Source organism: Acetobacter fabarum, from assembly GCF_022483405.1.
In the GTDB taxonomy this organism is placed as follows: Bacteria; Pseudomonadota; Alphaproteobacteria; order Acetobacterales; family Acetobacteraceae; genus Acetobacter; species Acetobacter fabarum.
Window position 1 is genome coordinate 1,832,305 of record NZ_JAKVNI010000001.1, and the last position, 22,621, is coordinate 1,854,925.

The window sequence follows — 22,621 nt, forward strand, 5'->3', positions numbered from 1 at the left end:
CGGCCATGCTGGCTGACAAGGACCGGATCTTCACCAATCTTTACGGGCAGAATGACTGGCGGCTGGAGGCAGCCCGCAAGCGGGGTGACTGGGCCAACACGGCAGATATTCTTGCCAAAGGCCGGGACGCCATTATTGCGGAAATGAAGGCCTCTGGCCTGCGTGGCCGCGGTGGAGCGGGTTTTCCCACTGGTTTAAAGTGGTCGTTCATGCCCAAACAGTCCGACGGGCGGCCGCATTATCTGGTTATCAATGGAGATGAATCCGAACCCGGCACCTGCAAGGACCGGGAGGTTATGCGCCATGAGCCGCATAAGCTGATAGAAAGTGCTCTGATCGCATCTTTTGCGATGGGGGCGCATGCGTCCTACATTTACATACGTGGGGAGTTCTGCCGCGAGGCCGAGCGTCTACAGGCCGCCATTGACGAAGCCTATGCCGCAGGGCTGCTTGGTAAAAATGCAGCAGGTAGCGGCTGGGATTTTGATTTCCGTATTCACAGAGGGGCAGGTGCCTATATCTGTGGTGAAGAAACCGCCTTGCTGGAAAGTCTGGAAGGCAAAAAAGGCCAGCCCCGCATGAAGCCGCCATTCCCCGCAGGGGTAGGGCTTTATGGTTGCCCGACCACAGTCAATAATGTGGAAAGTATTGCGGTTACGTCCACCATCATGCGGCGCGGGGCAGCTTGGTTTGCCGGGCTTGGACGCCCGAATAACGCGGGTTCCAAGCTCATGGCCATTTCCGGCCACGTCAATACACCTTGTGTGTTTGAGGAAGAGCTGGGTGTGCCGCTCAAGGACATCATAGAAAAGCACGGCGGCGGTGTGCGTGGAGGGTGGGATAACCTTCTGGCGGTTATTCCCGGTGGCTGTTCTGTGCCGCTGCTGCCCAAATCGGTCTGTGAAACCGTTCTGATGGATTACGACAGCCTGCGTGCCGAGCGTTCCGGCCTTGGTACGGCCTGCATGATTGTTATGGACAAATCGACCGATATTATAAAAGCCATTGCAAGGTTCTCAAAGTTTTTCAAACACGAGAGTTGTGGGCAGTGCACCCCCTGCCGCGAAGGCACGGGCTGGATGATGCGCATGATGGACCGGATGGTGCAGGGGCGTGCGGATATTGAAGAAATTGATCTGCTTGAGCAGGTCACACGGCAGGTTGAAGGGCATACGATCTGTGCGCTCGGCGATGCCGCGGCATGGCCCATACAGGGGCTGATCCGGCATTTTCGTCCGGAAATGGAAGAACGGATCCGCCAGTACAAAGCCGCATATGGCAGTACCGGGCTGGTGCAGGTTCCCGCCGGTGGCGTTCCGGCAGCAGTGGAGTAACGGCAATGGTCAGGGTAATTGTTGATGGTACGCCAGTAGACGTGCCTCCCGGTTCCAGCGCGTTGCAGGCCTGTGAGGCCGCAGGCAAGGAAATCCCGCGGTTCTGTTACCACGAGCGCCTGTCTGTTGCGGGTAACTGCCGTATGTGTCTGGTGGAAGTGGCGCGAGCGCCCAAACCTGTTGCGTCCTGCGGGTTCCCCGTTGCGGACGGCATGCAGATTTTTACGGACACCGAAGTGGTGCGCCGTGCCCGCCGGGCCGTTATGGAATTTCTGCTGATCAACCACCCGCTTGACTGCCCGATCTGTGATCAGGGTGGGGAGTGTGATCTACAGGATCAGGCTTACGGTTATGGCTCTGGTGTTTCGCGCTACAGGGAAGACAAGCGCGCCGTAACGGACAAGGATCTGGGGCCGCTGGTTAAAACGGTCATGACCCGTTGCATCCAGTGCACGCGGTGTGTGCGTTTTAGCACCGAAGTGGCCGGCACCCCCGAACTGGGTCTGGTCTCACGCGGGGAAAATGCCGAAATCACCACATATGTGGAAAAAGCCCTGACCTCCGAACTCTCGGGGAACCTGATTGATGTCTGCCCGGTTGGGGCGCTTACAGCCAAGCCTTCGGCTTTTCATGCCCGCTCATGGGAATACAAGAAGACTGACAGTATTGATGTCATGGATGCTCTGGGCACCAATATTCAGGTGCAAGCCCGTGGCGGAGAAGTCATGCGGATTGTCCCGCGTGTGAATGATGATGTGAACGAAGAATGGCTGTCTGATAAAGGCCGTTTTTCCATTGATGGTCTCAAGCGCAAACGGCTGGACAGGCCTTGGGTGCGGGTTCATGGGAAAATTTCTTCTGTTTCATGGAAAGATGCACTCATAGCCCTTGCGCGCCGGTTTGATGGCGTGCCGGGTGACAGGATTGGCGCCATAGCCGGTGATCTGTGTGATGCAGAAAGCCTGTGTGCCATAAAGGACCTTTTGCAGAGCCTTGGCTCTTCCAATCTGGATTGCAGGCAGGATGGTGCCTGGTACGATACCAGCGCGCGTGCGGGCTACCTGTTTAACAGTGACATCAGCGGGATAGATCAGGCCGATGCATTGTTGCTTGTCGGCACCATGCCCCGGCATGAAGCCCCGGTGCTGAATGCGCGTATTCGCAAACGCTTTGTAGATGCTGGCCGGGGTGGTTTTCCCATTGGTATGATCGGCACGCCCTCGGCGGACATGACATATGACGTGACCGTTCTGGGGAATGGGCCGGATGTGCTGGCAGATATTCTAAGCGGGAAGAATGCGTTTGCCGAAGTTCTGCAAAACGCCAAAAACCCCATGATTATTGTCGGCCATTCTGCCCTGACCCGGCGTGATGCCCCCGCAATTTATGCCGCCTGCCGCGAACTGGCTCATGCCTGTGGTGCTGTAACGCCCGAATGGCAGGGGCTGAACATTCTGCACACAGCGGCGTCCCGCGTTGGGGCGCTGGATCTTGGGTTCCTGCCTGGCCCGCAGGGGTGCGATGCGGCCAGCATGCTCCGTGGTGGGGTAGAAATTTTGTGGCTGCTGGGTGCGGATGATGTGCAGCTTGATCGCATCCCGCCGGAAACATTTGTCGTGTATCTGGGCCACCATGGGGACGCCGCCGCACAACGGGCGGATATTATACTCCCCGGAGCAGCCTATACCGAAAAACCGGGCACATATGTTAACACGGCAGGGCGGGTGCAACGTGCTTTCCGCGCCGTGTTCGCTCCGGGGGAAGCGCGGGAAGACTGGCGGATTATTCGGGCTTTTTCCGAAGTGCTGGGCCACACCCTGCCTTACGACACGCTGGAACAGTTGCGGGCGCATATGGCGCAGGTCAACCCGGTTTTTGCCATGAACGGTGGCAGTGCGCAGCGTCTGTCGGGCACAACGGGCGGACAGGCCGCGCCAGCCAGCGGGCAGGCGGGTGAACTTATGCCAGCTCCGTTCCGCCCTGTTATTCAGGATTATTACCAGACCAACGTCATAAGCCGCGCCAGCCAGACCATGGCTGAGTGTTCAAAGGTTTATGGCGTGGCGCCTGCGGTTGCAGCGGAGTAAGGGCAATGGCACATTTTTTCTACCAAACCCTTGTGGGCCAGATCCTGCTGATGCTGTTGGAAACACTGGCGGTACTGGTGCCGTTGCTGATTGGTGTTGCCTACCTTACGCTGATGGAGCGCAAGGTTATGGCCGCCATGCAGCGCCGCCGGGGGCCGAACGTGAACGGTGCCTTTGGTCTGTTGCAGGCCTTTGCCGATGCGATCAAGATGATTGTGAAGGAAACGGTTATTCCCGCAGGGGCCAACCGTGTGCTGTTCCTGTTTGCACCTTTCCTGACCTTTTCGCTCGCCATGGCTGCCTGGGCGGTTATTCCGACAGGGAACGGGCTGGCGGTTGCCAACATCAATGTGGGTATCCTTTACCTGCTCGCCATGTCCTCCCTTGGGGTTTACGGCATGCTTATTGCGGGGTGGGCCTCCAATTCGCGCTATGCGTTTCTGGGGGGCTTACGCTCTGCCGCGCAGATGGTTTCTTACGAGGTGTCCATCGGGCTGGTGATTGTGTCTGTCCTGCTGGCGGTGGGGAGCCTGAACCTGAACGATATTGTGCTGGCGCAACGGCACATCTGGTTCTGTGTGCCCATGTTCCCCATGTTTATCGTGTTCTTTATTTCTGCTCTGGCGGAAACCAACCGAGCACCGTTCGACCTGCCCGAAGGGGAGAGTGAACTGGTTGCGGGCTTTTTTGTGGAATATTCGTCGCTGGCCTTTGGCCTGTTCTTTCTGGGCGAATACGCGAACATGATCCTCATGTCCTCCATGGTCAGCATTCTGTTCCTTGGTGGCTGGCTGCCGCCTCTGGGCATTGCGCCGCTGACATGGGTACCCGGCCCGCTCTGGCTGATTTTTAAAATCCTGTTCTGCCTGTTTGTCTTTATCTGGGTGCGCGCCACGTTCCCGCGCTATCGCTACGACCAGCTTATGCGGCTGGGGTGGAAGGTGTTCCTGCCTTTCTCGTTACTGTGGATGATCGGCACGGCCGGGTTCCTTATGGCAACAGGCCTGCTGCCTCACATGGGAGGGGTAAATTCATGAGCGCTCTTGGCACCACATTGCGGTCTTTTCTGCTCAAGGAACTGGCCGCGGGCATGGTCTCCACCTTCCGTATGATGTTCCAGCCCAAAGTCACGCTGAACTACCCGTACGAAAAAGGGCCTCTGTCCCACCGTTTCCGGGGGGAGCATGCCTTGCGGCGCTACCCCAATGGGGAGGAGCGCTGCATTGCCTGCAAACTGTGCGAAGCCACATGCCCGGCAGAGGCCATTACCATTGAAGCCGAACAGCGTGACGATGGCTCCCGCCGGACCACGCGCTACGACATTGACATGACAAAATGCATCTACTGCGGCCTGTGCGAAGAAGCCTGCCCGGTGGATGCGATTGTTGAAGGCCCGAACTATGAGTTCGCCACGGAAACCCGTGAAGAGCTGATGTACGACAAGGGCAAGCTGTTAGCGAATGGGGACCGCTGGGAATCCCTGCTCGCACGGAGGCTGGAACTCGATGCACCGTATCGTTGAGCAGATGCAGACCACGTCAGGGCAGGAGGTTGGCCAATGATGGCACAGCTCGTTTTTTACGTTTTTGCGGCGGTATTGCTGCTTTCGGCCTCCATGGTCATCAGCGCACGCAACCCGGTTCATGCGGTTTTGTTCCTGATCCTCGGCTTTTTTAACGCGGCGGGGCTGTTTCTGGTCGCTGGTGCCGAGTTTCTGGCCATGCTGCTGGTTATTGTTTACGTGGGGGCGGTGGCGGTTCTCTTCCTGTTTGTGGTGATGATGCTGGACATAGATTTCAGCCGCCTACGTGAAGGGTTCCAGCGTTATGCCCCTCTGGGGCTGTGCATTGGGGGTGTGCTGCTGGCCGAACTGATCATGGCCTTCAGTAACTGGCGCATGGCCCCTGCGGGTGTGGTCGCACCTTTGGCCGTGCAGCCGGGGCTAACCAATACTGCGGCCTTGGGCACGGTTATTTACACGCATTATGTGCTGCTGTTTCAGGCCTGCGGGCTGGTTCTGCTGGTCGCCATGATTGGCGCCATTGTGCTGACCCTGCGTGAGACGGCTACAGGCCGCCGCCAGAATATTGGCCGCCAGCATGCACGCACACGTGAAGAAACGCTGGAGCTTGTTAATCTGCCACTTGGCGAAAACGTGTTTGAACAGGGAGGTTTCCTACGGCCCAAAGGCTCCTATTACGAAATTGCGGTTCCCGGCTCCTATGGCGCGGGTGAGCCGGAAAAGACGGAAACTGAGGAGAAAGGCGCATGAATACGGCAATCGCGTCTGTAGGGCTGGGGCCTTACCTGTTTGTCAGTGCGGCCCTTCTGGTTCTGGGGGTGTTCGGGATTTTTCTGAACCGAAAGAACATTATTGTTCTGCTCATGTCCATGGAACTGATCCTGCTTTCCGCAAACCTCAATCTGGTTGCGTTTTCCTCGGCTCATGGGGACCTGTCGGGGCAGGTCATGGTGCTGTTCGTGCTGACCATTGCTGCGGCCGAAGCCGCCATTGGTCTGGCTATTGTTACGGTTTACTTCCGTAACCGCGGCTCCATCCAGGTCGAAGACGTGACGATGATGAAGGGATGAGCAGCGTTATGCAAACAGAACTCACTCTGTTTTCCGTTGCCGTGCTAACGCCTCTGGCGGGGGCGGTTGTGGCGGGCCTTGGTGGCCGCTTTATGGGGGATACCCTCGCCAAGGTTGTAACCATTGCCTGCATGGCGGTTGCTGCCCTGTGTAGTGTGGGTGCGCTGTGCTCGGCATGGCTTGGGGGTTTCCCTCACGCTGCTGTCCCGCTGGCGCAGTGGGTGCATGCCGGGGGTTTTGACGCAACATGGACCCTGCGGTTTGACACACTCTCCGTGACCATGACCGCCATGGTGCTTGTTGTGTCGCTGCTCGTGCATTGCTACAGCATTGGCTACATGAGCCATGAGAGCATGCCGACCTACCGGTTTTTCTCCTACCTTTCGCTCTTCACCTTTGCCATGCTCATGCTGGTCTCTTCCAATGACCTGATCCAGCTTTTCTTTGGCTGGGAAGGTGTTGGCCTGGCCAGTTACCTGCTGATTGGCTACTGGTATGACCGCCCGGCCGCTACGGCTGCGGCCATCAAGGCCTTTGTGGTCAACCGTGTGGCGGACCTGTTTTTTATTGTTGGCATTGGCCTGATTTACGTTCTGTTCCACTCGGTGCAGTACGATACCATTTTTGCTGCCGTGCCTGCGGTGCTCAACACCCCTTACACGCTCTGTGGTGTTTCCTTCCGTATGCTGGAAGTTATCTGCTTTCTGCTGTTTGTCGGGGCTATGGGCAAGTCGGCCCAGTTGTTTCTGCACACATGGTTGCCCGACGCCATGGAAGGCCCCACACCTGTTTCCGCCCTTATTCATGCTGCTACCATGGTTACGGCAGGTGTGTTCCTTATGGCGCGTATGTCGCCCTTGCTTGAGTTTGCGCCGGGCACACGCACCTTTGTTATTCTGATCGGGGCAACAACCTGCTTTTTTGCCGCAACCGTTGGCATGGTGCAGCCTGACATTAAGCGGACTATTGCGTATTCTACCTGCTCGCAGCTTGGCTACATGTTTGCAGCCGTTGGGGTGGGGGCGTATCAGGCGGCGGTATTCCACCTGACCACGCATGCATTCTTTAAAGCACTGCTGTTCCTTGCTGCTGGTTCGGTCATTCATGCCATGCATGATGAACAGAACATGTTCCGTATGGGCGGCCTGTGGAAAAAACTGCCCGTGACCTACGTGGTCATGTGGCTGGGTAGTCTGGCGTTGGCCGGGGTTTATCCGTTTGCCGGGTACTGGTCCAAGGATGCCATTCTCAACGCGCTCTGGGCGTCCGATGCCTCTTACAGCCATTACGCATGGGCCATGGGTAGCATTACCGCGTTCCTGACCGCGTTTTATAGCTGGCGGCTCCTGTTTCTGGTCTTTCATGGCAAACCGCATGATGAGCATGCCCGTGATCATGCGCATGAAAGTCCGGCGGTTATGACCGTGCCGCTGCTGGTGCTGTCCATTGGTGCGGTTGTGGCCGGTGTGGCGCTGGCACCGTTCTATATTGGCGCGCATCAGAGTGCGTTCTGGAACGGGGCGATTGTGAACGCGCCTGCCAACCACATTATGGAGGCGTTCGAGCACGTACCTGCGCTTATTGCGCTGCTCCCCAGCCTTGCGGGGCTTGCGGGTATTGCGCTGGCGTTTGTGCTGTATGTGAGCGCACCGCATGTGCCGGCCGCACTGGCCCGCAGTTTTGGGCCGATTTACCGGTTCCTGCTCAACAAATGGTATTTTGACGAACTATACGACAGGATTTTCGTGCGCCCATATGCCGCACTGGCCCGTGTGCTGTGGAAAGGTGCGGATGAAGGGGTCGTGGAAGGTCTGCCGCTTGATATTGTGCGCGCCACACGGGATGGCGCGTTGCAGGCGGCCCGGCTCCAGAGCGGTTCTATCGCCATTTATGCCTTTACCATGCTGGCAGGACTTGTGGTGCTGCTGACAGTTGCGCTGTGCGGGTGATTTAGCATGACCAACGCCATTCCGACCCAATCCTCTTCCTATCCTCTGCGGAGTGCGCAGCGATGAGTGTGACAGTGTTCAACTGGACCGTAGCCCTGCCTGAAATTGTGCTTGCCCTGTCGGGTATTGTCATTCTGGTGGCCGGTGTGCTCCAGCGGAAAGGGGAGGGGTTTTTCCCCGCCGCCATACTCAGTCTGGCGGCTTTTCTGGTCTGTGGTTTTCTGGTCGTGCTGTCTCCTTCGGGGGCGGGCTATGCAGGAACCTTTGTGACTGATGGCTTTGCCCGGTTCATGAAGGTGCTTATTCTGGCCGGTGGTTTTGTGGCTGTGGCGCTGAGCGTAAGTTACCGTACTGCCGACCAGCGGCCCCTGCCGTTTGAAACCCCGGTGCTCATGCTGTTCTCCACGCTGGGGGCCATGCTTATGGCATCCTCAGCCAATTTGATGACACTGTTTGTCGGGCTGGAACTCTCCTCGCTGTCCATTTACATCCTGTGTGCTCTGGAACGGGATAATGTTCTCTCGTCCGAAGCGGGGATGAAGTATTTTATCCTCGGTTCCCTGGCGTCGGGCCTGCTGCTGTATGGCATCTCGCTCGTGTATGGGTATGCGGGCACCATGGAATATGCCGGACTGGTGGATGCGGTCCGGGCCGCAGCCATGCCTCCCATGGGGCTGGTCGTGGGGATTGTCTTTATTGTTGTCGGCCTGTGCTTCAAGCTCTCTGCCGTGCCGTTCCATATGTGGACGCCCGATGTGTACCAGGGTGCGCCAACACCCGTTACGGCATATATGGCCGGGGCCCCCAAGTTTGCAGCCTTTGCCCTGTTCCTGCGCGTTATGGCTGGGCCGTTTGGCTCTGTTGCTCCCCGCTGGCAGATACTGGTGGAAGCGGTCTCTGTCCTGTCCATGGTTTACGGGGCTTTTGCGGCTATTCCGCAGACCAATATCAAGCGGCTCATGGCTTATTCCTCCATCGGGCACATGGGCTATGCCATGATGGGGCTGGCAGCGGCCTCCACAGCTGGTACGCAGGCCACGCTTATTTATCTGGCCGCCTATTTTGTTATGAATGCTGGTGTTTTTGCAGGCATTACGGCCATGCGCCGCAACGGGCGTGAGGTAAACTCCATTGCGGATCTGGCAGGCCTTGGGCGCTCGGACCCGGCTATGGCGCTTGCTCTGGCCGTGTTCATGTTCAGCATGGTCGGCGCACCACCTCTGGCTGGCTTTTTTGGCAAGTTCATGGTTTTTGCAGCAGCGTGGCAATCCGGCCTTTACGTGCTGGTGTGCATTGGCGCATTGTCCAGCATTGTCGGAGCCTATTATTATCTGCGGGTTGTAAAAGTTATGTATTTTGATGCGCCAGCCCATGCGCTGGACCGCCCCGCACCCAGCCTTCTGTTTGTTTCGGGCGGGATGGGTGTTGCAACTGTTGTTTTTGCTGTTGTGCTTGGGCCAATCATGTCTGTGGCGCATCAGGCCGCACTTGCTCTGGCTGGATGAGCGGGCAGGGTGATTTCTGGCGGCTCACCTGTTTTGATGAGCTGCCATCGACCTCCGATTATTGCCTGAACGCCTGCCGTTCGGGCGACCCTGTAGCCGGGCTTGCAGTTTTAGCCCGGCGGCAGACCAAAGGCCGGGGTAGCCGCGGCCGTACATGGCTGGATGGCGGGCAGGGGCTTGCACTCAGTGTTGTGCTGGACGGCACGCAGGCCGGGCCGGAAGCGCTGGGAGGCTGGCCTTTTGTGGCGTCCCTCGGGTTTTATGATGGGCTTTTGCGTGCCCAGCCCGCGGCGCAGCCCCACCTCATGATCAAATGGCCGAACGATATTCTGCTGGATGGGCGCAAGATGGGGGGTATCCTCATCGAGCGGGAGGGGCCTTACGTTCTTGTCGGCCTTGGGGCCAATCTTGTCTCGGCTCCTGACCCGGATGTGCTGGAGCGCACGGTGGCCTGTCTTGCACAATGTGGTCCTGTTCCGGATGTGGACGTTGTGGCCCGGCACGTGCTGGACGGGCTTACGTTCTGGTCTGAGCAATGGCGGCAAAAAGGCTTTGCCAGCATTCGCGCAGCCTGGCTGGAAAGGGCGCATCCTGTGGGGACCCCCCTTGTCGTTCAGGGCGGGACTACTTATGAGAAGGGGCTCTTTGCAGGTCTGGCACCAGATGGCCGCCTGCTGCTGGACACGGAAGGTGGCATGAAGACAATCGCAACAGGGGATATTCTGCTTATGGAAAAGGGCGCATAGGAGTGCTACTTGTCATTGATGCAGGGAATACCAATGTTGTGTTTGCTGTACACGACGGCGAAAAATGGCGTGGTGTATGGCGGATTACCATGCAGCCCCAGCGGACTTCGGATGAATATGGGGTGTGGCTGCAAGCGCTGCTGAAAACGCAGGGTCTGACCTCTGATGATATTGAAGGGGCTGTTATAGGCACGGTGGTGCCTGCGGCCCTTTACCATTTGCGTACTTTATGCCGCCAGTGGTTTGCTGTAGAGCCACTGCTGGCCTCCGCCCGGCTGGACTGGGGGTTTGCCATCAAGATGGATAACCCGGATGAAGTCGGGGTGGACCGCCTGCTCAATGGCCTTGCCGCTCATTACACCTATGGTGGCCCGTTGACGGTTATAGATTTTGGCACAGCCACCACGTTTGATGTGGTGGATCAGGAGGGAAGTTACTGCGGCGGTGTTATTGCGCCCGGCATCAATCTGTCGGTCGAGGCATTGCATCAGGCTGCGGCAAGGCTCCCCCGTATTGGTATTGGTCGCCCCGTAGGGGAGTCCGCTATTGGGCGGAATACAGTTGCAGCCATGCGCTCAGGCGTGTTCTGGGGGTATGTAGGGTTGATCGAGGGGATCGTTGAGAGGATCCGCCGTGAAGTGGGGCCTTCCATGAAGGTGCTCGCAACAGGCGGTCTGGCTCCGCTCTTCTCGGAGGGGACAACGGTCTTTGACCATGTGGATTCAATGCTGACCCTTAACGGGTTGCGCTTGCTGGCGGGGCGAAACCCCCTGCCGAAACTGACAGTAGAACGAGATTTTTTGGCTGAAGGATAATCGGATAATATGACTGAACAGAACGGCGATCTGGCCTTTCTGCCCTTGGGCGGAACGGGTGAGATCGGCATGAACCTCAACCTGTATCGTCAGGGCGATACATGGTTGGCGATTGACTGCGGCATTGGCTTTAGCGGGAACGATACCCCCGAAGCAGAAATTCTGGTGCCCGACCCCGCCTTTATTGTCGAGCGGCGGAACCAGTTGGCCGGGCTGGTTATTACCCATGCGCACGAAGACCATATTGGTGCCGTGGCGCATGTGTGGCCCATGCTGCAATGCCCCATTTACGTTACGCCGTTTGCAAGTGCCGTACTGCGCCGCAAGCTGGCCGAAGCCCGCCTGATGGATGTGCCGATCCGCGTGATCATGCCCGGTGCGCGCTTTAATGTGGGCCCGTTTGACATCGAGTTCGTGCCGGTTACGCATTCCGTGCCCGAAGCCCAGTCCATGGTCCTGCGTACTCCGGCAGGGATTGTGGTCCACACAGGCGACTGGAAGTTTGACCCCGAACCGCTGGTTGGCCCCGCAACAGACCTGAACCGCCTTGCCGAAATTGGTGAGGAGGGCGTTCTGGCACTGGTGTGCGACAGCACGAACGTGATGAAGCCCGGCCCCTCGCGCTCCGAGTCCGAAGTGCGCGTGAGCATGACCGAACTGGTGGCAAGCCTTAAGGGGCGCATTGCCGTGACCTGCTTTGCCTCCAACGTGGCGCGGGTGGAAACCATTGCCATGGCCGCACAGGCCGCTGGCCGCACGGTTGTGCTGGTCGGGCGTTCGCTGCGTAACCTGGACACGGCTGCGCGTGAGTGCGGTTACCTGTCCGGTGTTCTGCCGTTCCTGAGCGAGCAGGACGTGAACGATGTGCCTGATGACCAGCTGCTCATGATCATCACGGGCAGCCAGGGCGAACCGCGCTCGGCTCTGTCGCGTATTTCCATGGACGTGCATCCCAATATTTCCCTCGGGGAAGGGGATACGGTCATTTATTCCAGCCGCATGATTCCGGGTAATGAGCGGGCGATCATGGCGGTGCAGGATAATCTGGCAAAGCGTGGCGTTAAGGTTATTACCGACCGTGAACACTTTGTGCATGTTTCAGGCCATGCCACGGGTGGTGACGTGCAGAAGATGTACGAACTGCTCAAGCCCCAGCATGTGGTGCCGGTGCACGGCGAATGGCGGCACCTGACCGCACAGGCCGCTCTGGCGCAGGAAATGGGTATTGCTCCCATTCTGCTGGAGGACGGGGATATTCTACGCCTTTCCCCGGGCAAGCTGGAAGTGGTGGATACCGCCCCCACAGGCCGCCTTGCGCTGGACGGCAACCGCTTGCTGCCCATGAATGGTGGCGTGTTGGCAGCCCGCCGCAAAATGCTGTTTAACGGCATTGTCATTGGCAGCTTTGCTGTGGATGACGAAGGCTTTGTTATTGGCGACCCCAAGGTGAGCGCGCCCGGTCTGCTGGACCCGGATGATCTCGAAAGTGTGCGTGTGCGCGAGGAATTCGCCAATGCGCTGGACGTGATCCCCGACGAACTGCGCAATGAGGATGGAGCCTTCCGCGAGGCCGCCAAAACCGCCCTGCGCCGCGCTCTTGGCCGCAAGCTGCAAAAGCGCCCGCTGGTGGATGTGCACGTGCTACGCGTATAAGGCGTTTTAGATACCGACGAACAAGAAAGCCCGGTCCTGCCGGGTTTTCTTTCGTTCAGGGCTGTTTTACAGCTTGATAACAGATAACACAGGCATGCCTCTCCTTTTGCCGGAGGCACGCCCCATACAAGGCTGAATGCACATGCGTCTTTCGCGCAGCTTTCTTCCCACCCTCAAGGAAAATCCGGCAGAGGCGTTGATCGTCTCTCACAGGCTCATGCTGCGTGCGGGGCTGATCCGCCAGACGGCTTCGGGCATTTATGCCTGGCTGCCAGCCGGGCTTAAGGTGCTGCGCAACATCAGCCAGATTGTGCGTGAAGAGCAGGACCGGGTGGATGCGCAGGAAGTGCTTATGCCTACCTTGCAGTCCGCAGACCTGTGGCGTCGCTCCGGCCGTTACGATGCGTACGGGCCGGAAATGCTGCGTATTCAGGACCGCCACAAGCGCGAACTGCTGTACGGGCCAACCAATGAGGAAATGGTGACAGACCTGTTCGGTCAGTCAGTAAAATCCTACAAGGACCTGCCGCAGGTTCTGTACCACATTCAGTGGAAATTCCGCGATGAAATGCGCCCCCGTTTTGGCGTGATGCGTGGCCGCGAATTTCTGATGAAGGATGCCTACAGCTTTGATGTGGATTACGCATCTGCCGTAGCCACCTACCGGCGCATGATGCTGGCTTACCTGCGCACCTTCCAGCGTCTGGGTGTGCGGGCTGTTCCCATGCGGGCCGATACGGGGCCAATTGGTGGGGAACTGAGCCACGAATTCCTTATTCTCGCCCCAACGGGGGAAAGCGGGGTGTTCTATGATGCCGCACTGGAAGATCAGGACTGGCTGGACGAACCCGTAGACACCAGCAGCCCCGAAGCGCTGGAAGCCTTCTTCAACCGTGTGACCACGCCATATGCTGCCACGGATGAAATGCATGATACTGCAGCATGGGACGCAGTGCCCGACGCCCAGAAGCGTGAAGGCCGCGGTGTTGAGGTCGGTCATATTTTCTACTTTGGTACCAAATACACGGAATCCATGGGGGTGAGTGTTAGTGGTGCCGATGGTGCGCAGTTCTTCCCCGAAATGGGGTCCTACGGTATTGGGGTCTCCCGCCTTGCCGGGGCTATTATTGAAGCCTGCCACGACGAAAACGGCATTATCTGGCCCGATTCCGTAGCTCCTTTCCGCGCTGCTATCCTGAACCTGAAGTCCGGTGATGCGCTGTGTGATGAGGTGTGCGAGCAGATTTACGCAAAAGCGCCAGAAGCATTCCTGTATGATGACCGGTCCGAACGGGCTGGCGTAAAATTTGCCGATGCCGATCTGATGGGCCATCCGTGGCAGATCGTGGTTGGCCCCCGTAGCGCCAAGGAAGGCCGGGTGGAACTCAAGCGCCGCGCCACAGGGGAACGGCAGGAGCTGAGCGTGGATGAAGCGCTGGCTCTGGTTCTGGCGGGCTGAGCACCATGTTCGGTCCCTTCGAGCGTGCGGTAGCTGGCCGTTATCTCCGCGCGCGGCGTGGGGAGCGGTTTGTTTCCATCATCGCCATATTTTCTCTGGTTGGTATTGCGCTGGGCGTTGCAACGCTGATCATTGTCATGGCGGTGATGAACGGTTTCCAGGCCGATCTTATGGGCCGTATTCTGGGCCTGAACGGGGACCTGAGCATTTATGGCGCAGGGCGCACCATCTCCCAATATGAAGATGTGGCGCAGGAAGTCCGCTCTGTTCCCGATGTGCTGAGTGCCACACCTATTATAGAAGGGCAGGTGCTGCTCAGTGCCGGGTCTTACAGTGCCGGTGGTGTGGTGCACGGCATTACGGCACAGGGCCTGCACGACCTTACGGCGGTCAGTTCCTCCCTTGTTGCGGGGTCTCTGGACCAGTTTGGTCAGGGGGATGACTCCATTGTGGTTGGTGTAACCATGGCCGAGCGGGCAGGGCTGTCTATTGGTTCGCGCCTGACGCTGGTTTCGCCCGAAGGGGCGGCCACCGCTTTTGGCACGGTACCGCGTGTGCGCTCATACCGTGTGAGCGCGATTTTTGACGCCGGGGTGAATGACTATAATTCCAGCGTTGTGTTCCTGCCCATGCACGCCGCTCAGGTATATTTCCAGATGCCGGGCAAGGTGACGCAGATTCAGGTCGCCACAAAGGATGCGCAGCATGTGCGCCCGGTTACTATGGCCATTGTCAGGGCTGTGGATGATCCGGGTTTGCGGGTGCTGGACTGGACAACGGCCAATAACGCATTGTTCGGGGCCGTGCAGGTGGAACAGAACGTGATGTTCCTGATCCTGACCCTGATTATTGTTGTGGCGGCGTTCAATGTCATTTCCTCCCTGATCATGATGGTCAAGGACAAAACGGCTGATATTGCCGTGCTGCGCACCATTGGGGCCAGCCGTGGCGCCATTATGCGTATTTTTCTGATGTGTGGGGCATCGGTGGGTGTTACCGGCACGGTGGCGGGGACGGCACTGGGTATTGTGTTCTGCATGAATATCGAGCGCATCAGGCAGCTGCTGCAAAGCCTGACGGGTACAAACCTGTTTAACCCGGAGGTGTATTATCTTGAACACCTGCCAGCCAAGCTGGATTGGGGGCAGGTTGGCGAGGTAATTGGCATGGCGCTTCTGCTTTCGCTTCTGGCAACATTGTATCCAGCCTGGCGCGCAGCCAGAACAGACCCGGTCGAGGCGCTACGTCATGAATGATACTGCGGTGCTCCGCCTGAACGGCGTTCAAAAAACCTATCGCAGTGGGGAGCATGACGTGCTGCCCATTTTGCAGGGGGCGGATTTTACCCTCAATGCGGGGGAAATCGTGGCGCTGGTTGCGCCATCGGGCACGGGTAAGTCCACGCTTTTGCATCTGGCAGGCCTGCTGGATACGCCAGATGCGGGGGATATTATTATTCGTGGTCAATCGACCAGCACCATGGCCGATGCCGGGCGCACAGCCCTGCGGCGGGATGAAATCGGGTTTGTGTACCAGTTCCACCACCTGCTGGGGGAATTTACCGCGCGGGAAAATGTGGTTCTGCCGCAAATGATCACAGGTGTGCCCAAGCGGGTAGCCCGGAAGGAAGCTGAGCGTTTGCTGGAGATGTTTGGCCTTGCCCACAGGGTAGACCACCTGCCGGGCAAGCTTTCTGGTGGGGAGCAGCAGCGTGTGGCTATTGCGCGCGCGCTGGCTAATGCCCCCTCCCTGCTGCTGGCAGATGAGCCTACCGGCAACCTGGACGTGCATACGGCAGACGCGGTGTTTACCGAACTGCTGGAAGCCGTGCGCAAGCGCGGTCTGGCCGCACTGGTTGCAACCCATAATGAGGAACTTCTGCCGCGCATGGACCGGGTTGTAACCCTGCGCGATGGCAAGCTTGTTACGCGTTAGAAGGCACACAGCATAAAGCGGCATTCCTCGCACCAGGGGGAATGCCGCTTTTTTTATGTTCGCTGGGGTTATCCGGTGGGTAGCAAAGCCCGTTCGACCGCATTGCGCACGCGGGCGGAGGTAGGCGGCGTTATGGAGGAAAACCATGCAGCAGGCTGACCGTTACGCCCGATCAGGTATTTGAAGAAATTCCACCTGGGACGTGCCAGAAAGCCCAGCTCTGTATCCAGCCATTTAAACAGCGGTATGGCGTTCTGGCCTTTGACAACACTGCGTGCTGCCATGGGGAAAGCAACGCCGTAGTTCTTCTGGCAGAATGTTGCGATGTCTTCCGATGTGCCGGGTTCCTGCTGACCAAAGTCATTGCTGGGAACGCCAATAACCACCAGCCCGGCTTTGTGGAACTGTGTCCATAAAGCCTGCAATCCCTCATATTGTGGGGTAAACCCACATTTGGAGGCGGTGTTCACGATCAGGATGGGTTGGCCCCTGTAGGCACTCAGATCAATGCTGCTGCCATCGAGTGCGGGTAGGGTAAAATCGTATATGCTTGTTGCCAAGGTGCTGCCCTTTTGCTGCTTTTGTGGCAGGTAAGGCATCCTGTGTAGCGCACCACAAGAGAAGGAGCGAGATGTTATGCTGTCTGCAAGTAGTGGGTGGAAGCCTGCTGCCCTGTTCCGGGTTCTTGTGCCAGACTTCCACCACATCTTGTGCGCGGCAAGATCGTGTTCTGCTTTTTGTTGTTCATTATGTTGAACTCGATCCCGTATGTGGAATATGAAGATATGAGCCTCTCCTGTCAACATGGAAAATAAGAATAACATGTCCAAATCGCAGGATACGGTTCCCGCTCTACGCAGGGCCGTTCGTATACTTGATATGGTCAAGGATGCCGCCAAACCGCCTTTGGCGGCAGATGTAGCCCGTCAGCTCGATTTACCGCGCAGCACGGCCCATGGTCTGCTGGCGGTTATGCAGGAGCTGGGCCTGCTGGAAAAAACAGTCACGCAGGGGTACCGGCTGGGAACACGTCTGCTTGATTGGGCAGGCGACGTTACGGAAAAGCGGGATCTGGTGAGTGAGTTCTACCACGTGCTGGAGACTCGCACGGATCTGGAGGCCTTTACCGTTACCCTCACCATGCTGGAGGGGGCGGAGGTTGTGTATGTGGCCTGCCGTAACAGCGCGACCGTGCTGGGGGCGTCCTTCAGGGTAGGGATGCGCCTGCCTGCCATATTTACGGCCACAGGCAATGCCATGCTGGCTGGTATGGATGATGCCTCCTTCCGGGAATGGCTGGCCCTGCACCCTGTTACAACCTGGCCCCAGCCCCTGACGCCTAATGGCATATGCTCGGTTACAACGCTGGTGCGCGAAATTGCCGAAATCAAGGATCGTGGATATGCGGTGGATGACGAGCAGGTGCATGACGGGCTGTGGTGCTTTGGCGCGGCTGTCAAAGACCATTCGGGGCGTGCACTGGCCGGAATCGGGATCAGCCTGCCGCAGGCGGAGCTGGGGCGGTACAGCGTTGCGCGTCTGGGGGGTGTTGCATCCCGTCTGGCAGAGGCGGTTTCCTTCCGGCTTGGTTATCGCGCAGGATAAGGCTTTGCCTGCGGGCGGAATGGAACAGAACATGCGTCTTGCTGCTATGCGGGCTGGAATAATGAACCGGAAAAACACATGCCGCCGCCATATGCGCGGCATTACCATGGGCCTGCTCCTTGGCATGCTGCCGCTGGCCTTTTGCCCCGCTGTGCAGCAGGCCCGTGCGGAAGGGGGGCTCATGCAGACCTCTGCGCGGTATCTGATCAATGTGCATGGCCTGCATGTGTTAACAGCCAATGTCGGGTACAGGCTGGGGATCAATGCCTATAGCGGCATTGCGCAGGTTCGGACTGCAGGTTTTTTTGGTCTGTTCGTACAGACCGATATGCGTATGCAGGGCTCTGGTCAGTTTTTGGCCAGCGGGCAGCCTGAACCCGCGCAGTATGACAGCGCAGGCACCTATAATCATGAGCAGAGCCACCTGCACATGACGTATCAGGCTGGTGTGCCGCAGATTACGGTGCAGGAGCCCCCCATAGGCACCCGGGAAAAGGTAACCCCCGAAGAACGGGCAGGCGCGCAGGATATTGTTGCTCTGCTGGTTGGGCTGGTGCACCAGATGCAAACCCATAATCGTTGTGATGAAGCCCCCCAGAAGCTTTTTGATGGCCTGCGCCTGAGCGTGCTGAGCCTGCGCAATACGGGGGTGGAGCGTCCACCCTCCAGCGCATCCCATGCGTGGGGGAGCGAGTCCGTGACCTGCAATTTTGTTTTGCAGCAGGTTAAGGGATTTACGGCCAATGGGCAGTTCAGCAAACTCAGGCAGCCGCAGATCGGCCGGGTCTGGTTTGAGAATATTCCCAACATAGGTATGTCGGTTGTCAGGCTGGAAGTGGAGCACCCCAAAATGGGGCATGTTGTCATGCGGCTGGACGAAACACCCAAGCAAACGCCCTGAACCGCAAAAGCAAAAGCTGGCTCCCTGATAATAAAGGAGCCAGCTCTTGATGTATGGTTATTCCACCGTTACCGATTTTGCCAGATTACGCGGCTGGTCAACATCCGTGCCCTTGAGCACGGCAACTTCGTACGCCAGCATCTGCACCGGAATGGTTTGCAGGATCGGTGCGACAAAATCATGCACACGCGGGAGCACTACAATCTGCTCGGCAATGGCGGAAACACGGTCAGCTCCCTGCGTGTCGGTAAAGACCAGCAGGCGGCCGCCACGGGCTTTTGCTTCCTGCAGGTTGGACAGGGTTTTGTCGAACAGCGGTGTGGAGGGCACGCTGGCAACAATGGGTACGGTGCGGTCAATCAGGGAAATGGGGCCGTGCTTCATTTCCCCCGCCGCATAGGCTTCGGCATGGATGTAGGAAATTTCTTTCAGCTTGAGCGCGCCTTCCATGGCTACGGGGAACATGCTGCCCCGGCCGAGGTAGAGGACGTCTCGCGCTTCGGCCACAATGGCCGCCATTTGCCGAATGGCATTCCCCTGGTTGAACACTTCCGCCGCACGGCTTGGCAGGTCCATGAGTGCGGCGACCAGCTCTTCTTCCCCCATGGGGTCTAGCGTGCCGCGGGCACGGGCGGTGGCAATGGTCAGGCAGGCCAGTACGGTCAGCTGCGCGGTAAAGGCTTTGGTGGAGGCAACCGAAATTTCCGGGCCTGCCACGGTTCCCAGCATCACATCGCTCTCACGCGCCATGGTGCTGTGTTCCACATTAAGAACAGAGAGAATGTGGATGGCTTTTTCACGCAGGCTGCGCAGGGCTGCCAGTGTATCTGCCGTCTCCCCGGACTGGGAGATCAGCAAGCCAAGGGAGCCTGCGCTCAGCGGCGGATCGCGGTAGCGCATCTCGCTCGCCACATCAATATCAACCGGCAGGCGGGCAATTTCTTCCAGCCAGTAGCGGCCAACCATTCCGGCGTAAAAAGCCGAGCCACAGGCGGTTATGACCGCACGGGGCACGGTGGCAAGGTCAAACGGCAGGTCAGGCAGCACAACCTTGCGCGTTGCCGGGTCGATCATGCGCTGGAGGGTCTGCCCGATAACCAGCGGGTGTTCGTGCAGTTCCTTTTCCATGTAATGGCGGTAGCCATCCTTGCCGATGGAGCCTGCGGTCAGGGCGGTAATCTGCACCGGACGCTCAAGGGGCGTGCCATCAAAGGTCATGAACTCGGCCCCCTGCGGGGTGATCACCACGCAGTCGCCATTTTCCATATAGGTGATGCGGCGGGTCAGGGGAGCCAGTGCGAGGGAATCCGAACCAAGGAACAGTTCATCATCCCCAAAACCTACGGCGAGTGGTGCGTTGTTGCACGCCCCGATCATGAGCCCTTCATGGCCTGCAAAAATCATGGCAACGGCGTATGCGCCATCCAGACGTTTGAGCGCTTTAAGGGCTGCCTCCTTGGGGGGCAGGCCCTGTTGCAGGTGGTAGTCCACCAGCAGGGCAATGGTTTCGCTGTCGGTTTCGGTTTCAAACACCTGCCCGGCGGCTTCAAGCTCCTGACGCAGGGTTTCAAAGTTTTCAATAATGCCGTTATGCACAATGGCCACGCGGGCTGTACCATGTGGGTGTGCATTGCAGGTGGTGGGGGCACCGTGGGTGGCCCAGCGGGTGTGGCCAATGCCGGTTTTGCCCGCAAGGGGGTCCTGCTCCAGCAGTTTGGCCAGATTATCCAGCTTGCCAGCCGCCCGGCGGCGCTCTACGCGCCCATCTACCAGAGTGGCAATGCCTGCGGAATCATACCCACGGTACTCCAGCCTGCGCAGGCCTTCGAGCACAATGGGGGTTGCATGGCGTAACCCGACAACGCCGCATATTCCGCACATCAGCCGTTTTCCTTTTTTGCCTTCAGGGCATCTTTGAACAGTTTGCCGCGTTCCGGTTTGGTGGTCTGGCGCGCACGCCCCAGAGCCAGTGCATCCTGCGGCACATTGTTTGTAATGGTACTGCCTGCTGCGATCAGGGCGTTATCACCGATCTCGACAGGGGCAACCAGTACGGAGTTGGAGCCGACAAACGTATTTTTGCCGATGGATGTGGTGTGTTTGAACACCCCATCATAGTTGCACACAATGGTCCCGGCCCCAATGTTGGAGTGCGCGCCAACCTGTGCATTTCCTATATAGGACAGATGGTTGACTTTAACACCCGCCCCCAGCTCGGCACTTTTGAGTTCAACAAAATTACCAACCCGCGCGCTGGCACCAATTGTGGTTTCTGGCCGCAGGCGGGCATATGGGCCAATCACTGCGCCAGAATGTACCTCGCACCCTTCAAGGTGGCTGAAGGCGCGAATAACAGCACCTTCATGCACAACAACGCCGGGGCCAAAGACAACATTGGGCTCAACCAGCACATCGGCGGCCAGTTGGGTGTCTGTTGCCAAAAAGACTGTCTCGGGGGCGACCAGCGTTACCCCGTTGTCCATGGCGTTCTGGCGGAGGCGCTTTTGCAGGGCGGCTTCGGCCTGAGCCAGCTCGCTGCGGGAGTTCACACCACGTAGTTCATCCTCTGCGGCCTCAACTGCACGGACCTGCGCATGCTCGGCCACAGCCAGGTCCACCACATCGGTCAGGTAGAACTCACCTTTGGCGTTGTCATTACCCACGGCTTCCAGCCAGCGGCGGAAGTCTGCGGCATCGGCACAGAGAACACCTGCGTTGCACAGGTCTATGGCGCGTTCCTCGGGGGTTGCATCCGACCATTCCACAATGCGTTCCACATTGCCGGCGTTGGTCACCACACGGCCGTAGCGGGCTGGGTCTGCCGGGCGCATGGCCAGCAGGGCCAGACCCACATCGGGTTTACGCCGCTCATCCAGCAGGGCGGTCAAGGTCTGGGCAGAAATAAGCGGGTTATCTGCATACAGGACTGCCACATCGCCATCACCAAACCACTGCGCTGCCTGCAGGGCCGCATGGGCCGTGCCAAGCCGCTCGTGCTGGATGACCACGGGGTAAGGGGCGGCAACTTCCGCCACATCTGCCATTTCCGGCCCGATGACCACAACCAGACGATCAAAGACCTCGGCTGCGTTGCGTAGCAGGTGGGCCAGCATGGGGCCGCCCGCAAGGTGCTGCAGGGCTTTGGGGCGGGAGGATTTCATGCGGGTGCCTAGCCCTGCGGCCAGAAGAACCGCTGTGGCAGGACGGAATGCGGGATCAGACGTCATAAATGATGCGGTAAGCCAAGCTCCGGCGTGTGTCAAACGTCTCGCTTATGGAAAAACTCCATGCCAATATCATAAAAGTTTTCTAATATTTACGAGGCGGAGGAACGGAATGTCTGCTTTGCGTCTGGCCGTGTTCGATATGGACGGCACTTTGCTGGATTCCTTGCCGGATCTGGCGGAATGCTGCCGCGAAATTCTGGCCCAATGTGGCTTGCCATTGCTGTCCGACACACAGGTGCGCGGCATGATCGGCAATGGCGTGCAGGCACTGGTGGAGCGGGCCCTGCACGCCAGCGTGGAGCAAAAAGCAAAAGAAAGCGGGACCGCTCCAGCCATACCATTTTCCACGGAGGAGGCGGTCAGCCGTTTTATGGCGGCTTACACACCCCGTGCCATCAGGTTGTCCCGCCTGTTCCCCGGTACGGAGGAGGCTTTGCACCGCTTGCGGGCACAAGGGTGGCTGCTTGCCGTCTGCACGAACAAGCCGGAAAAAGCGGCACGCCGTATTCTTGCGGATTTTGAGCTGACTTCCGTTTTCGCTGCCGTGGGCGGGGGGGATAGCTTTGCTGCCCGCAAGCCGGATGCGCGGCACCTGCTGGGCACAATTGCGCAGGCCGGAGGGGGTGCGGCAAGCAGTGTGATGGTGGGGGATATGCTGCCGGATTATCTGGCGGCCGAAGGGGCCGATTGCCCTTTTGTATTTGCAGGCTGGGGGTACGGTGCACCCGAACTGGCCAGCAGGGCCAAGGCTTCGGCCCCCTGCATGCAGGATATTCCGCCCCTGCTGGAACAGCTTATGCCAGCCTGAAGGTA

20 protein-coding genes are annotated in these 22,621 nt (G+C 58.4%); 17 read left to right on the forward strand and 3 right to left on the reverse strand.

The genetic code is table 11. From position 1 onward, the window contains the following. Positions 1 to 5: 5 nt before the first annotated feature. From nuoF to LKE65_RS08635, 14 genes are all read left to right on the forward strand, one after another. Complete coding sequence (nuoF, locus tag LKE65_RS08570) at positions 6 to 1,334, forward strand: NADH-quinone oxidoreductase subunit NuoF (RefSeq protein ID WP_086645427.1); 1,329 nt, start codon at positions 6 to 8, stop codon at positions 1,332 to 1,334. Positions 1,335 to 1,339: 5 nt separating this feature from the next. After that, positions 1,340 to 3,421, forward strand: coding sequence for an NADH-quinone oxidoreductase subunit NuoG (gene nuoG, locus LKE65_RS08575; protein WP_278740993.1), 2,082 nt, complete (start codon positions 1,340 to 1,342; stop codon positions 3,419 to 3,421). 5 nt (positions 3,422 to 3,426) lie between these two features. Beyond that, entirely contained in the window at positions 3,427 to 4,458 is a 1,032-nt protein-coding gene (gene nuoH / locus LKE65_RS08580) for an NADH-quinone oxidoreductase subunit NuoH (RefSeq protein WP_086645425.1), read from the forward strand. Next, positions 4,455 to 4,943, forward strand: a complete 489-nt coding sequence (gene nuoI, locus LKE65_RS08585; protein ID WP_095349420.1) for an NADH-quinone oxidoreductase subunit NuoI — start codon at positions 4,455 to 4,457, stop codon at positions 4,941 to 4,943. The genes nuoH and nuoI overlap by 4 nt, the downstream gene beginning before the upstream one ends. 36 nt (positions 4,944 to 4,979) lie before the next feature. Continuing rightward, positions 4,980 to 5,693, forward strand: coding sequence for an NADH-quinone oxidoreductase subunit J (locus tag LKE65_RS08590; RefSeq protein ID WP_278740995.1), 714 nt, complete (start codon positions 4,980 to 4,982; stop codon positions 5,691 to 5,693). Beyond that, positions 5,690 to 6,013 carry an NADH-quinone oxidoreductase subunit NuoK gene (gene nuoK / locus LKE65_RS08595; RefSeq protein ID WP_179290120.1) on the forward strand — a complete coding sequence of 108 codons (324 nt, stop codon included), beginning with the start codon at positions 5,690 to 5,692 and terminating at the stop codon, positions 6,011 to 6,013. Before LKE65_RS08590 ends, nuoK begins: the two co-directional genes overlap by 4 nt. A gap of 8 nt (positions 6,014 to 6,021) precedes the next feature. After that, positions 6,022 to 7,962 (forward strand): NADH-quinone oxidoreductase subunit L, encoded by a 1,941-nt coding sequence (gene nuoL, locus LKE65_RS08600; protein WP_278740996.1) that lies wholly within the window; start codon positions 6,022 to 6,024, stop codon positions 7,960 to 7,962. 62 nt (positions 7,963 to 8,024) lie between these two features. Continuing rightward, on the forward strand, positions 8,025 to 9,467 hold the full coding sequence (nuoN, locus tag LKE65_RS08605; protein ID WP_278740998.1) for an NADH-quinone oxidoreductase subunit NuoN: 1,443 nt from the start codon (positions 8,025 to 8,027) through the stop codon (positions 9,465 to 9,467). Next, on the forward strand, positions 9,464 to 10,213 hold the full coding sequence (locus tag LKE65_RS08610) for a biotin--[acetyl-CoA-carboxylase] ligase (protein WP_278740999.1): 750 nt from the start codon (positions 9,464 to 9,466) through the stop codon (positions 10,211 to 10,213). Before nuoN ends, LKE65_RS08610 begins: the two co-directional genes overlap by 4 nt. 2 nt (positions 10,214 to 10,215) lie before the next feature. Next, complete coding sequence (locus LKE65_RS08615) at positions 10,216 to 11,028, forward strand: type III pantothenate kinase (protein WP_086645420.1); 813 nt, start codon at positions 10,216 to 10,218, stop codon at positions 11,026 to 11,028. Between the two features lie 9 nt (positions 11,029 to 11,037). After that, the gene (locus tag LKE65_RS08620) at positions 11,038 to 12,681 is read left to right on the forward strand and encodes a ribonuclease J (protein WP_095349424.1); all 1,644 of its coding nucleotides are present in this window, start codon (positions 11,038 to 11,040) and stop codon (positions 12,679 to 12,681) included. Positions 12,682 to 12,823: 142 nt separating this feature from the next. Continuing rightward, positions 12,824 to 14,140 (forward strand): proline--tRNA ligase, encoded by a 1,317-nt coding sequence (gene proS, locus LKE65_RS08625; RefSeq protein WP_278741001.1) that lies wholly within the window; start codon positions 12,824 to 12,826, stop codon positions 14,138 to 14,140. Positions 14,141 to 14,145: 5 nt separating this feature from the next. Continuing rightward, the gene (locus LKE65_RS08630) at positions 14,146 to 15,396 is read left to right on the forward strand and encodes a lipoprotein-releasing ABC transporter permease subunit (RefSeq protein ID WP_086645418.1); all 1,251 of its coding nucleotides are present in this window, start codon (positions 14,146 to 14,148) and stop codon (positions 15,394 to 15,396) included. After that, positions 15,389 to 16,075: an ABC transporter ATP-binding protein gene (locus tag LKE65_RS08635; RefSeq protein WP_278741002.1), complete on the forward strand. Its 687-nt coding sequence runs from the start codon at positions 15,389 to 15,391 to the stop codon at positions 16,073 to 16,075. Before LKE65_RS08630 ends, LKE65_RS08635 begins: the two co-directional genes overlap by 8 nt. 68 nt (positions 16,076 to 16,143) lie before the next feature. Here LKE65_RS08635 and LKE65_RS08640 read toward each other — a convergent pair whose 3' ends face one another. Beyond that, the gene (locus LKE65_RS08640; protein ID WP_408744054.1) at positions 16,144 to 16,674 is read right to left on the reverse strand and encodes a glutathione peroxidase; all 531 of its coding nucleotides are present in this window, start codon (positions 16,672 to 16,674) and stop codon (positions 16,144 to 16,146) included. Positions 16,675 to 16,897: 223 nt separating this feature from the next. On the opposite strand from LKE65_RS08640, the gene LKE65_RS08645 reads away from it, so the two are divergent. Together LKE65_RS08645 and LKE65_RS08650 are read left to right on the forward strand one after the other, a co-directional pair. Continuing rightward, entirely contained in the window at positions 16,898 to 17,680 is a 783-nt protein-coding gene (locus LKE65_RS08645) for an IclR family transcriptional regulator (RefSeq protein ID WP_086645662.1), read from the forward strand. A gap of 61 nt (positions 17,681 to 17,741) precedes the next feature. Then, positions 17,742 to 18,581, forward strand: coding sequence for a DUF3108 domain-containing protein (locus tag LKE65_RS08650; RefSeq protein ID WP_278741004.1), 840 nt, complete (start codon positions 17,742 to 17,744; stop codon positions 18,579 to 18,581). A gap of 57 nt (positions 18,582 to 18,638) precedes the next feature. On the opposite strand, the gene glmS is transcribed toward LKE65_RS08650, so the two are convergent. Further along, positions 18,639 to 20,462 carry a glutamine--fructose-6-phosphate transaminase (isomerizing) gene (gene glmS / locus LKE65_RS08655; RefSeq protein WP_278741005.1) on the reverse strand — a complete coding sequence of 608 codons (1,824 nt, stop codon included), beginning with the start codon at positions 20,460 to 20,462 and terminating at the stop codon, positions 18,639 to 18,641. Next, entirely contained in the window at positions 20,462 to 21,808 is a 1,347-nt protein-coding gene (gene glmU, locus LKE65_RS08660) for a bifunctional UDP-N-acetylglucosamine diphosphorylase/glucosamine-1-phosphate N-acetyltransferase GlmU (RefSeq protein ID WP_278741007.1), read from the reverse strand. Before glmU ends, glmS begins: the two co-directional genes overlap by 1 nt. Positions 21,809 to 21,917: 109 nt before the next feature. Between glmU and LKE65_RS08665 the strand changes: the two genes are divergently transcribed. Then, positions 21,918 to 22,616 carry an HAD hydrolase-like protein gene (locus tag LKE65_RS08665; RefSeq protein WP_278741008.1) on the forward strand — a complete coding sequence of 233 codons (699 nt, stop codon included), beginning with the start codon at positions 21,918 to 21,920 and terminating at the stop codon, positions 22,614 to 22,616. Positions 22,617 to 22,621 lie beyond the last annotated feature (5 nt).

What these genes read in the sequence shown, in the direction of transcription:
- nuoL (WP_278740996.1), top strand. Translation starts at nt 6,022, where the DNA reads ATGCAAACAGAACTCACTCTGTTTTCCGTTGCCGTGCTAACGCCTCTG.
- LKE65_RS08590 (WP_278740995.1), top strand. Translation starts at nt 4,980, where the DNA reads ATGATGGCACAGCTCGTTTTTTACGTTTTTGCGGCGGTATTGCTGCTT.
- nuoG (WP_278740993.1), top strand. Translation starts at nt 1,340, where the DNA reads ATGGTCAGGGTAATTGTTGATGGTACGCCAGTAGACGTGCCTCCCGGT.
- nuoI (WP_095349420.1), top strand. Translation starts at nt 4,455, where the DNA reads ATGAGCGCTCTTGGCACCACATTGCGGTCTTTTCTGCTCAAGGAACTG.
- LKE65_RS08650 (WP_278741004.1), top strand. Translation starts at nt 17,742, where the DNA reads ATGAACCGGAAAAACACATGCCGCCGCCATATGCGCGGCATTACCATG.
- nuoN (WP_278740998.1), top strand. Translation starts at nt 8,025, where the DNA reads ATGAGTGTGACAGTGTTCAACTGGACCGTAGCCCTGCCTGAAATTGTG.
- LKE65_RS08665 (WP_278741008.1), top strand. Translation starts at nt 21,918, where the DNA reads ATGTCTGCTTTGCGTCTGGCCGTGTTCGATATGGACGGCACTTTGCTG.
- glmS (WP_278741005.1), bottom strand. Translation starts at nt 20,462, where the DNA reads ATGTGCGGAATATGCGGCGTTGTCGGGTTACGCCATGCAACCCCCATT.
- proS (WP_278741001.1), top strand. Translation starts at nt 12,824, where the DNA reads ATGCGTCTTTCGCGCAGCTTTCTTCCCACCCTCAAGGAAAATCCGGCA.
- LKE65_RS08645 (WP_086645662.1), top strand. Translation starts at nt 16,898, where the DNA reads ATGTCCAAATCGCAGGATACGGTTCCCGCTCTACGCAGGGCCGTTCGT.
- LKE65_RS08610 (WP_278740999.1), top strand. Translation starts at nt 9,464, where the DNA reads ATGAGCGGGCAGGGTGATTTCTGGCGGCTCACCTGTTTTGATGAGCTG.
- LKE65_RS08630 (WP_086645418.1), top strand. Translation starts at nt 14,146, where the DNA reads ATGTTCGGTCCCTTCGAGCGTGCGGTAGCTGGCCGTTATCTCCGCGCG.
- nuoF (WP_086645427.1), top strand. Translation starts at nt 6, where the DNA reads ATGCTGGCTGACAAGGACCGGATCTTCACCAATCTTTACGGGCAGAAT.
- LKE65_RS08640 (WP_408744054.1), bottom strand. Translation starts at nt 16,674, where the DNA reads ATGCCTTACCTGCCACAAAAGCAGCAAAAGGGCAGCACCTTGGCAACA.
- glmU (WP_278741007.1), bottom strand. Translation starts at nt 21,808, where the DNA reads ATGACGTCTGATCCCGCATTCCGTCCTGCCACAGCGGTTCTTCTGGCC.
- nuoK (WP_179290120.1), top strand. Translation starts at nt 5,690, where the DNA reads ATGAATACGGCAATCGCGTCTGTAGGGCTGGGGCCTTACCTGTTTGTC.
- nuoH (WP_086645425.1), top strand. Translation starts at nt 3,427, where the DNA reads ATGGCACATTTTTTCTACCAAACCCTTGTGGGCCAGATCCTGCTGATG.
- LKE65_RS08635 (WP_278741002.1), top strand. Translation starts at nt 15,389, where the DNA reads ATGAATGATACTGCGGTGCTCCGCCTGAACGGCGTTCAAAAAACCTAT.
- LKE65_RS08620 (WP_095349424.1), top strand. Translation starts at nt 11,038, where the DNA reads ATGACTGAACAGAACGGCGATCTGGCCTTTCTGCCCTTGGGCGGAACG.